3 protein-coding genes are annotated in these 12,730 nt (G+C 35.9%); all 3 read left to right on the forward strand.

The window, feature by feature from the left end:
* Positions 1-363 precede the first annotated feature (363 nt).
* Positions 364-1,110 carry an RNA polymerase sigma-I factor gene (gene sigI, locus EHE19_RS01715; RefSeq protein ID WP_137699005.1) on the forward strand — a complete coding sequence of 249 codons (747 nt, stop codon included), beginning with the start codon at positions 364-366 and terminating at the stop codon, positions 1,108-1,110.
* A 490-nt stretch (positions 1,111-1,600) separates the two neighbouring features.
* Positions 1,601-10,393: a cohesin domain-containing protein gene (locus tag EHE19_RS01720; RefSeq protein ID WP_190530455.1), complete on the forward strand. Its 8,793-nt coding sequence runs from the start codon at positions 1,601-1,603 to the stop codon at positions 10,391-10,393.
* A 112-nt stretch (positions 10,394-10,505) separates the two neighbouring features.
* The gene (locus tag EHE19_RS01725; protein ID WP_137699047.1) at positions 10,506-12,683 is read left to right on the forward strand and encodes a glycoside hydrolase family 48 protein; all 2,178 of its coding nucleotides are present in this window, start codon (positions 10,506-10,508) and stop codon (positions 12,681-12,683) included.
* Positions 12,684-12,730: the final 47 nt, after the last annotated feature.

The raw sequence follows: 12,730 nt of genomic DNA on the forward strand, positions 1-12,730 counted from the left end.
ACAAAAACATATACAAAATATTCTACTTATGGTAGTATGCACTTATAGTCTTATATGGGATTAAATGTATTCAATAAAGGAGGCAAATTTATCGTTGCGTGTTAGTATAAATTCATTGTCTTCGATTATTTGAATTCAATTTGATTCAGTGAAAGTTTAATATTAAACAACATATACCTTACCTACAACTATTCTTCTATTCTAACTTATATTCGTTAAACTAAAGCTACTTCGCCTTCAGGGTATATGAGTTTTTTAGCAGAGGGCTTTAACTCATAGAATATCTTTGATTTCAATTACTTAGTTTGTCATAAATCTATTATTAATTTTTTATTATTTGTAGTTTAGGAGGGATACAAACGCTTGAAAGTAGAATATTTGAATCAAAATGTTAACTATTCAAATAATATTAACACTATTTTTGAGAAGATAAAAAATGGTGATAATGTGCTTAAAAATAAATTCATTAATGACTATAAGCCATACATATTGAAAACATTATCCCATTTGGTTGGGAGATATGTAGACGAAAACAATGAGGAATATAGCATTGGCTTATTAGCGTTTAATGAGGCAATTGATCTTTATGATATAAAGAAGAACTCAAACTTCTTTAAATATGCAGAGATGGTTATAAGACATAGAATAATAGATTACATCAGATTCAACAAAAAGTATTTAAAAGACGTTCCATTTTCATATTTTGAGGATGATGAAGGGTTCGAAGAAAGATACCTGATATGTGATTCTTTTAATCAATATGAAAAGATTGAAATTAGAGAAGAAATATTGCTATTTGAACAGCAGTTAAGAGAATACGGAATCACTTTAGAGGAATTAGTCGAATGCTCTCCTAGACATAAAGACTCACGTGGTTTGTGCATTCAAATTGCAAAAATAATAGCTGAGAATGAGATATTAAATGATAAATTGGTAAGAAAGAGAATGTTACCTTTATCAGATTTAATGAAACTAGTTAATGTACATAAACGGACAGTTGAAAGAAATAGAAAATATATCATTGCAGTTACAATAATTTTAAAAAGCAATCTTGAGGGAATTAAAGATTTTTTTACAAATACTGATGAAAAGGGAATGTATCTTCAATAAACATAGAAAAAAAGACAAAAAAATATGAAATCATAGGTACCAGCGTAAACTAAAGATAATAATAGACTTAAAAACTTATGAAAATGTTATGATTTTTAGGAAATAAAAATAAGCTATTCATTTTAAATATTGGGTAAGCTTATTTTTATTTGACCAGCGTAAATGAGGGGTATTTTAACGCATGTCTATATTGGGAAATACTCTTATACTTTTTTAGGATTATTTCTTCAAAATAGTATCTGTGAAAACCATTAAATTTGGTGAGTTTAGATAACCCACTCAGCCAATAAAAATAAAAAAAGGGGGTGAAATAAATAATTCAGTTAGTTCGTTACGGCAAAAGGGGATAAATTATTATTTAAACCATGCACGAACAAATAATAATGACTGTGCTGTTTCGATAATGTGACTGAATGTGCGTGTTACCCCGACAGGCTTTGTGGAAAAGATGGTTTTCATAAAAAAATAATATAACAGGAGGTATTTATTAATGCGAATGCGTAAAAAGGCAACGTCTATCTTATTGGTACTATCAATGTTGGTAACATTATTTGCATCCGGACTTACTGCTTTTGCGGCTTCAAGTCTAGATGTCAAATTTAGTAACAATGGAAGTTCAGAAACTTCAGCAAATACAATAAACGCGAACTTCCAAGTGACTAATAATGGTAGCTCAGCTGTTAATTTGGCAGATCTCAAATTAAGGTATTACTTTACTAAGGACAATGACACTGCATTAAATTTCTACTGCGACCATGCAGCAACAATGGGTCCTAATGGAAGTGATTATACTGGTATTACAAGCAATGTAACAGGTAAGTTTGTACAAATGAGCTCACCTACTTCAAATGCTGATACATACATTGAAGTTGGCTTTACATCCGGTAGTCTTCCAGCTGGAGGAACATTAACAGTTCAGACTAGAACTTCTAGAACCGATTGGACAAACTTTAATTTAGCTAACGACTATTCATACCTTTCTTCAGGTTCATTTGTAGCTAATGAGAAAGTTACTGCTTATTTAGGCGGTAGCCTTGTATCAGGTAAAGAGCCAGGCGGAACACAAACACAGGATCCTGCAATAGCTCCAACATCTGGAACTTTTGACAAGACAGCTCCTGCTGACTTATCAATAACTTTGACACCTAATGGAAATACATTCAAAGGCATCACAGGTTTAATTAATGGTACTGACTACACAGTATCAGGCAACACAGTTAAAATCTTAAAGAGTTATATGTCAAAACTTTCAAATGGTACATATAACTTAACATTTGATTTTGGTGCATCAAAAAATCCTGTATATACATTAACTGTTAAAGGTGATGTAGTAACAGATGGACTTAAAGTAGAAATAGGAAAAGTAACTGGTAAAACAGGTGAAACTGTAACAGTACCTATAACTATGGCAAACGTAGCTAAAGTAGGTAATGTTGGAACATTCAATTTCTATGTTGGATATGATAAGGCTCAGTTACAAGCAGTATCAGTAACAGCTGGTAATATAGTTAAAAATGCAGCTGTTAATTTCTCAACACAGATTAAAGATGGAACAATTAGTTTCGTATTCCTAGACAACACAATAGGTGATGAGCTTATTACTTCTGATGGAGTATTAGCTAACATTCAGTTCAAGATAATAGGAACAAAAGATACAGTAACAACAGTTAAGTTCAACGAAGGCGGAGCTTTTGGTAATGGCAACATGTCAAAAATAAACAGCGTTGACTTAATTAACGGTAGCGTAACAATAAAGGGAGATACAATCCCAACACAAGGATTAAAAGTAGAAATCGGAACAGCATCAGGTAAAACTGGTGATACAGTAACAGTGCCAATCACTTTTGCAGATGTAGCAAAGGCTGGTAATGTTGGAACATTCAATTTCTATGTTGGATATGATAAGGCTCAATTACAAGCAGTATCAGTAACAGCTGGTGAAATCGTTAAGAATGCAGCTGTAAACTTCTCAACACAGATTAAAGATGGAACAATTAGCTTCGTATTCCTAGACAACACAATAGGTGATGAACTTATTACTGCTGATGGAGTAGTAGCTTACATTAAGTTCAAGATAATAGGAACAAAAGATACAGTAACAACAGTTAAGTTCAACGAAGGCGGAGCTTTTGGCGATGGAAACATGGCTAAAATTTCTGACGTTGCATTTACAAATGGTAGTGTAACAATTAAAGCAGATGTTATCCCAACAGATGCATTAAAAGTAGAAATCGGAACAGCATCAGGTAATACTGGTGATACAGTAACAGTGCCAATTACTTTTGCAGATGTAGCAAAAGCAGGTAATGTTGGAACATTCAATTTCTATGTTGGATATGATAAGGCTCAATTACAAGCAGTATCAGTAACAGCTGGAGAAATCGTTAAGAATGCAGCTGTAAACTTCTCAACACAGATTAAGGATGGAACAATCAGCTTCGTATTCCTAGACAACACAATAGGTGATGAGCTTATTACTGCTGATGGAGTAGTAGCTTACATTAAGTTCAAGATAATAGGAACAAAAGATACAGTAACAACAGTTAAGTTCAACGAAGGCGGAGCATTTGGCGATGGCAACATGGCTAAAATATCCGACGTTACATTTACAAATGGTAGTGTAACAATAAAGGGAGATGTAATCCCAACAAAAGGACTTAAAGTAGCAATTGGAACAGCAGCAGGTAATACTGGTGATACAGTAACAGTACCTGTAACTTTCGCAGATGTAGCAGGTGCAGGTAATGTTGGAACATTCAACTTCTATGTTGGATATGATAAGGCTCAATTACAAGCAGTATCAGTAACAGCTGGTGAAATCGTTAAGAATGCAGCTGTAAACTTCTCAACACAGATTAAGGATGGAACAATTAGCTTCGTATTCCTAGACAACACAATAGGTGATGAGCTTATTACTGCTGATGGAGTAGTAGCTTACATTAAGTTTAAGATAATAGGAACAAAAGACACAGTAACAACAGTTAAGTTCAACGAAGGCGGAGCATTTGGCGATGGCAACATGGCTAAAATATCCGACGTTACATTTACAAATGGTAGTGTAACAATAAAGGGAGATGTAATCCCAACAAAAGGACTTAAAGTAGCAATTGGAACAGCAGCAGGTAATACTGGTGATACAGTAACAGTACCTGTAACTTTCGCAGATGTAGCAGGTGCAGGTAATGTTGGAACATTCAACTTCTATGTTGGATATGATAAGGCTCAATTACAAGCAGTATCAGTAACAGCTGGTGAAATCGTTAAGAATGCAGCTGTAAACTTCTCAACACAGATTAAAGATGGAACAATTAGCTTCGTATTCCTAGACAACACAATAGGTGATGAACTTATTACTGCTGATGGAGTAGTAGCTTACATTAAGTTCAAGATAATAGGAACAAAAGATACAGTAACAACAGTTAAGTTCAACGAAGGCGGAGCATTTGGCGATGGCAACATGGCTAAAATATCCGACGTTACATTTACAAATGGTAGTGTAACAATAAAGGGAGATACAATCCCAACAAAAGGATTAAAAGTAGAAATCGGAACAGCATCAGGTAATACTGGTGATACAGTAACAGTACCTGTAACTTTCGCAGATGTAGCAGGTGCAGGTAATGTTGGAACATTCAACTTCTATGTTGGATATGATAAGGCTTTGTTACAAGCAGTATCAGTAACAGCTGGTGAAATCGTTAAGAATGCAGCTGTAAACTTCTCAACACAGATTAAGGATGGAACAATCAGCTTCGTATTCCTAGACAACACAATAGGTGATGAGCTTATTACTGCTGATGGAGTAGTAGCTTACATTAAGTTTAAGATAATAGGAACAAAAGACACAGTAACAACAGTTAAGTTCAACGAAGGCGGAGCATTTGGCGATGGAAACATGGCTAAAATATCCGACGTTACATTTACAAATGGTAGTGTAACAATAAAGGGAGATGTAATCCCAACAGATGATTTAAAAGTTGAAATCGGAACAGCAGCAGGTAAAACTGGTGAAACAGTAACAGTACCTATAACTATGGCAAACGTAGCTAAAGTAGGTAATGTTGGAACATTCAACTTCTATGTTGGATATGATAAGGCTCAGTTACAAGCAGTATCAGTAACAGCTGGTGAAATCGTTAAGAATGCAGCTGTAAACTTCTCAACACAGATTAAGGATGGAACAATTAGTTTCGTATTCCTAGATAACACAATAGGTGATGAGCTTATTACTGCTGATGGCGTATTAGCTAACATCAACTTCAAGATAATAGGAAATATTGATACTACAACAGTTGTTAAATTCAACGAAGGCGGAGCTTTCGGCGATGGCAACATGGCAAAAATAACTAAGATTGAATTTGTAAATGGTAGTGTAGCTATAGATGGTGATGGAAAACTTCCAGCAACAATAGCTCCTACAACTGTAAACGTTAATTTAAATAATCCAGCAGATGTTGTTGTAACACTTACTCCTAACGGAAACACATTCGCTGGTATCAAAGGCTTAGCAAGTGCTAACTATAAAGTATCTGGAAATACAGTTACTTTATTAAAGAGTTACATTGCAACTCTTCCAGTAGGTAAGACATCACTTGAATTTGACTTTGGTATGGATTCAAATCCTGTATTGACAATCAATGCTACTAAAGTTGATTTAGGTTCAGATCTCTATGTAACAATAGGTGATGGAGCAGGTAAAAAAGGTGATGTAATAACAGTACCTGTAACTATGGCAAACGTAGCTAAAGTAGGTAATGTTGGAACATTCAACTTCTATGTTGGATATGATAAGGCTCTTCTAAAGGCTACTAAAGTAGAAGCAGGAGAGATTGTTAAGAATGCAGCTGTTAACTTCTCAACACAGATTAAAGAAGGAACAATCAGCTTCGTATTCCTTGATAACACAATAGGTGACGAGCTTATTACTGAAGATGGCGTAGTAGCATACATTACATTTGAAGTATTAGGCGCTTACAAACAGACTACACCTGTAGCATTTAAAGAAGGTGGAGCATTTGGCGATGGCAACATGGCTAAGATTACTAAGATCAAATTTGAATCTGGTAGCGTGGCTATAGATGGTGAAGAGCTTCCTTCTAAACCAGCAACAATAGCTCCTACAGCTGTAATATTTGATAAGTACGCTCCAGCTGATATCAAAATAACATTGACACCTAATGGAAATACTTTCGTAGGTATCACTGGTTTAACAAAGGGTACTGATTACACAGTATCAGGAGACACTGTAACACTCTTAAAGAGCTACTTAGCTAAACAAGCTATTGGTTCACAATCACTTACATTTGACTTTGGTACAACAAGCAACCCAGTATTAATAGTGACATATGTTGATACAACTCCACAACAGAGCAAAGACCTAGTTGTTATGTTCCACAACAACAACATGGCAGCAACAGGCAACACTATTACTGGAAGCTACAAGATAGTAAATAAAGGTACAAGCACAATTAACCTAGCAGATGTTAAAGTAAGATACTACTTTACTTCAGATTCTGCAGCAGAAAACGTATTCTACTGTGACCATGCAGCAGCAACTGATGCAAACGGTGGAAACTACACTGCATTAACAAGTGCTGTAAAGGGTTCATTCGTTAAGATGAGCACAACTACTTCAAATGCAGATACTTACCTTGAAATTAGCTTCTCTTCAGGTAGTATTCCAGCAGGTGGATCAGTAGAATTACAGGCAAGAGTAGCTAAGACTGACTGGAGCAACTACAACATGGCAAATGACTACTCATATAAAGCTGCTGGTTCATATACAGAGTGGGAAACAATTACAGCTTACAAAAATGGAACACTTGTATTTGGTAAAGAGCCAACATCAACTCCAGAAATTAAGCCAGCATCAATAACTCCTACAACTGCAACATTTGATAAGTATGCTCCTAAGGATGTAGTAGTTACTATGACTCCTAACGGAAATACATTTGCAGGTATTACTGGTTTAACAAATGGTACACAATACACAGTATCAGGAAACACTGTAACAATTAAGAGCAGTTATCTTGCTACTTTAACTACAAATACTACAAAGACATTAACATTTGACTTTGGAACAACAAGCAATCCTACATTAACTATCTCAATTAAGGATTCAAAACCAGTTGAAGGTCTTGATGTAACAATTGGAACAGCTTCTGGAACAGCTGGTGATGTAATAACAGTACCAGTAACTTTTGGAAATGTTGCAAAGGTAGGTAATGTTGGAACATTCAACTTCTATGTTGGATATGATGCTACTAAATTAGAAGCAGTATCAGTAACAGCTGGTGAAATCGTTAAGAATGCAGCTGTAAACTTCTCAACACAGATTAAAGACGGTAAAATCAGCTTTGTATTCCTAGACAACACAATAGGTGATGAGCTAATTACTGCTGATGGAGTATTAGCAAACATCAAGTTTAAGGTATTATCAAAGACAGCAGGAACAACAGCAGTTAAGTTCACTGATGGCGGAGCTTTTGGCGATGGCAACATGGCTAAAATATCAGCTATTAACTTCAAAGATGGTAGCGTAACTATAACAGAAGGTCCTGTTGTAGCTCTTAATGTAGCATTAGGAAAAGCAGCTGGAACAGCTGGTGACATAGTAACAATACCAGTAACTTTTGCAGACGTAGCAAAAGTAGGTAATGTTGGAACATTCAACTTCTATGTTGGATATGATGTTGCTCAATTAGAGGCAGTATCAGTAACAGCTGGTGAAATCGTTAAGAATGCAGCTGTAAACTTCTCAACACAGATTAAAGACGGTAAAATCAGCTTTGTATTTCTAGACAACACAATAGGTGATGAGTTAATTACAGCTGATGGTGTATTAGCAAACATCAAATTTAAAATAGTAGGAACTAAAGCTACAACTACAACAGTTAAGTTTACTGAAGGCGGAGCTTTTGGTGATGGCAACATGACTAAAATCTCAACAGTTAACTTCACAAATGGTAGTGTAACTATAACAGAAGGTCCTGTTGTAGCACTTAACGTTAAGATAGGAACAGCTATAGGATCAGCTGGTAATGAAATAACAGTACCAGTAACTCTTGCAGACGTAGCAAAAGTAGGTAATGTTGGAACATTCAACTTCTATGTTGGATATGATAAGAATCTATTAGAAGCAGTATCAGTAACAGCTGGTGAAATCGTTAAGAATGCAGCTGTAAACTTCTCAACACAGATTAAAGACGGTAAGATCAGCTTTGTGTTCCTAGACAATACAATAGGTGATGAGTTAATTACAGCTGATGGTGTATTAGCAAACATCAAATTCAAAGTATTAGGAACACAAGAAGTAACAACACCTGTAGTTTTCACTGAAGGCGGAGCTTTTGGTGATGGCAACATGAAGAAGATATCTGTAGTTAATTTTGAAAATGGTAGTGTAACAATTAAAGAAAGTGTAGCAGATCCAATATCAGAAATAAATCCTACATCAGCAACATTTGATAAGTATGCTCCAGATGATATCAAAGTTACTTATTCAGCTAACGGAAATACTTTCAAAGGTATTACTGGTTTAGTAAGCGGAACTGATTACACAGTATCAGGAAACACAGTAACAATATCAAAGGCTTACCTTTCAACATTAAGCTTAGGAACTACTTCATTAACATTTGATTTTGGTTCAAGTAGAAACCCTGTATTAACTATAACTGTAAAAGATACAACACCAGTTCCTACTGAAAACCTTATCGTTGAATTAGGAACAGCTACAGGTAAAGCTGGAGATACTGTTGTAGTACCTGTAACAATGAAGAATGTTGCAAAAGTAGGTAACGTTGGAACATTCAACTTCTATGTTGGATATGACGTTGCACAATTAAAAGCAACAAAAGTAACAGCAGGTGATATAGTTGTAAATGCACCTGTAAACTTCTCAACAAAGATTGATACAGCTAAGGGAACAGTTAGCTTCGTATTCCTAGACAATACAATAGGTGACGAACTAATTACTACTGATGGTGTATTAGCAAATATTACTTTTGAAGTAATAGGAACTGAAGAAGGAGAAACAACTGTTAAATTCAACGAAGGCGGAGCTTTCGGAAATGGTAACATGGCAAAGATAGCTGATGTTGAATTAAATAATGGTAGTGTTGCTATAAAAGGAGCTCCTGTAATAGTACCAGCAACATTAAGCGCAACAACTGCAAACTTTGATAAGTTTACTCCTGCAGATGTAGTAGTTACTTATACAGCTAACGGAAATACTTTCAAAGGTATTACTGGTTTAGTAAGTGGAACTGATTACACAGTATCAGGAAACACAGTAACAATATCAAAGAACTACTTATCAACATTAGCAGTTGGTACAAAAGCACTTACATTTGATTTTGGTACAGCAGATAAAAACCCTGTATTAACTATAACTATAAAAGATACAACACCAGCTGCAAAGCTTAGCGTTGAAATAGGAACAGCATCAGGAAAAGCTGGAGACGTTATTACAGTACCTGTAACAATGAAGAATGTTGCAAAAGCAGGCAACGTTGGAACATTCAACTTCTATGTTGGATATGACGTTGCACAATTAAAAGCAACAAAAGTAACAGCAGGTGATATAGTTGTAAATGCACCTGTAAACTTCTCAACAAAGATTGATACAGCTAAGGGAACAGTTAGCTTCGTATTCCTAGACAATACAATAGGTGACGAACTAATTACTACTGATGGTGTATTAGCAAATATTACTTTTGAAGTAGTTGGAACTGCAAAGACAACAACAGTTGTTAAATTCAACGATGGCGGAGCTTTCGGAAATGGTAACATGGCAAAGATAGCTGATGTTGAATTAAAGAATGGTAGTGTTGCTATAGATGCATCAACACCAGTTCCTACTGGATTAGCATTAGAAATAGGAACAGCACAAGGAACTGCTGGTACTACAGTTACAGTACCTGTAACAATGAAGAACGTATCAAAGGTTGGAAATGTTGGTACTTTCAATTTCTACATGAACTATGATCCTACATTACTAACAGCAACAAAAGTAACTGCTGGAGACATAGTTGTAAATGCACCAGTTAACTTCTCAACTAAGATAAACGCTACAGCTGGTACAATAAGCTTTGTATTCCTTGACAACACTATAGGAGATGAGCTTATCACTACTGATGGAGTATTAGCAAATATTACATTTACAGTATTGGGAACAGGTAAAACTGCTGCTGTTTCCTTCACAGAAGGCGGAGCTTTCGGTGATGGCAATATGGCAAAAATTAAGGATGTTTCATTTACAAACGGTAGTGTGAAACTAAACTAATAGTTCTGATTTAATATATTTCTTGCCTTCATGGTTGTTTTCAACCATGAAGGCGAAGGAATATTGTTAAATAAGTTACAACAAAAAATTATAGAAAAGGGGAAATGCAAAGATGAGAAAAGGTATTAAGAGAATTAGTGCAATGGCCGTTGCAGCTTCAATGTCATTATCAGTAATGGTTCCTTCAGCTGTATTAGCAGCACCTGGTGATGAAATCACAGGTCCAGTGAACCCAATATATGCTGAACGTTTTAACACTATGTATAGTAAAATAATGGCTCCAAATAGCGGATATTTCAGTCCAGATGGAGTTCCATACCATACAATTGAAACAATGAACGTAGAAGCTCCTGATTATGGTCACGTAACTACAAGTGAAGCTTTCAGTTATTACATGTGGTTAGAAGCTATGAACGGAAGATTAAATGGAGATTTCTCCGGATTTAAAAAATCATGGGAGATAGCTGAAAAGTATATAATCCCATCAGAATTGGATCAGCCTGAAACTAGTATGAGCAGATATGATCCTAACAAACCAGCTACATATGCTCCAGAATGGCAGGACCCAAGCAAGTATCCAGCACAGCTAGACACCAGTGCTCCTGTTGGAAGAGACCCAATAAATAGTGGATTAAAATCAGCTTATGGAACTAGCATGATATATGGTATGCACTGGCTCCTAGACGTTGATAACTGGTATGGATTTGGTAACAGAGGAGATGGAACTTCTAAGAATTCATACATCAACACATTCCAAAGAGGTGAGCAGGAGTCAACTTGGGAAACAATACCACAACCATGCTGGGATGCAATGAAGTTTGGTGGTAGAAATGGATTCCTCGACCTGTTTACAGGTGACAGTTCATATGCACAACAATTTAAGTATACAAATGCTCCGGATGCAGATGCTCGTGCCGTTCAAGCTACTTACCTTGCAAATCAAGTAGCAAAGGCAAAAGGTATAAATATAAGCACTTATGTACAAAAAGCATCTAAGATGGGTGACTATTTAAGATATGCAATGTTCGATAAGTATTTTAGAAAAGTAGGAGATTCAAAACAAGCAGGTACAGGATATGATGCTTGTATGTACTTGCTCTCATGGTATTATGCATGGGGTGGTGGAGTTACTTCACAATGGTCATGGATTATTGGATCAAGCCACAACCACTTCGGATATCAGAATCCATTTGCAGCTTATGTTCTATCAGCAGATGCTGACTTTAAACCAAAGGCAGCTAACAGTTCAGCTGACTGGGCTAAGAGTTTAGATAGACAAATTGAATTCTATCAATGGTTACAGTCTGCTGAAGGTGCTATAGCAGGTGGAGCTAGTAACTCATACAATGGTCGTTACGAGACATGGCCAGCAGGAACATCTACATTCTATGGTATGGGTTATGTAGAAAATCCTGTATATGCTGACCCAGGTAGTAATACATGGCCTGGTATGCAAGCATGGTCAATGCAGCGTATAATGCAATTATATTACGAGACTGGCGATTCAAGACTTAAGAACTTAGCTGATAAATGGGCAGCATGGATTATCTCAGAAATTAAATTTGAAGATGGAACATTTACAATTCCTACAACAATAGATTGGGAAGGACAACCTGATACATGGAATGGATTCTCATCATTCACTGGTAATCCAAACTTACATGTAATAGTAACAGCTCGTGGAAGAGACTTAGGTGTTGCTTCTTCAATTATCAATGCATTAACTTACTATGCTGCTGCATCAGGAAATCAAGCAGCAAAAGAAACTGCTAAGAAACTTCTTGATACTATATGGGTTAACTATGCAGATGAAAAGGGTATAGGAGCACCAGAAACACGCTTAGACTATAGCCGTTTCAATCAGGAAGTATATGTTCCTGCAGGTTGGTCAGGAACAATGCCTAATGGTGACAAGATTCAACCAGGTATTAAGTTTATAGACATTCGTTCAAAATACAAGCAGGATCCTAACTGGCCTCAGGTTGAAAGATACTTGCAAACAGGAAGAGATGAAGATGCTCCAACAATCACATATCACAGATTCTGGGCTCAAGCTGAGTATGCTGTTGCTTGTGGTGTTTATGCAATGTTATTCCCAACTGATGGTCCATCACTAAAAGGTGATGTTAACGATGATGGTTCAGTTGATGCATTAGACCTTGCAGCAATGAAGATGTATCTATTAGGAAATAATGTTGCATCATGGAATGCTGCTAATGCAGATGTAAATGATGATGGATCAATTGATGCTATCGATTTTGCAGCAATAAAGAAGATATTACTTTCTTAACCAATAATTATAATTGTCTTTAAGATAATATAGTCTTTATTTAAGAA

The organism is Ruminiclostridium herbifermentans (assembly GCF_005473905.2).
Lineage (GTDB): Bacteria > Bacillota > Clostridia > Acetivibrionales > DSM-1351 > Ruminiclostridium > Ruminiclostridium herbifermentans.

Bases quoted from the DNA above. Each gene is read 5' to 3' on its own strand.
- EHE19_RS01720 (WP_190530455.1), top strand. From the start codon at position 1,601: ATGCGAATGCGTAAAAAGGCAACGTCTATCTTATTGGTACTATCAATG.
- EHE19_RS01725 (WP_137699047.1), top strand. From the start codon at position 10,506: ATGAGAAAAGGTATTAAGAGAATTAGTGCAATGGCCGTTGCAGCTTCA.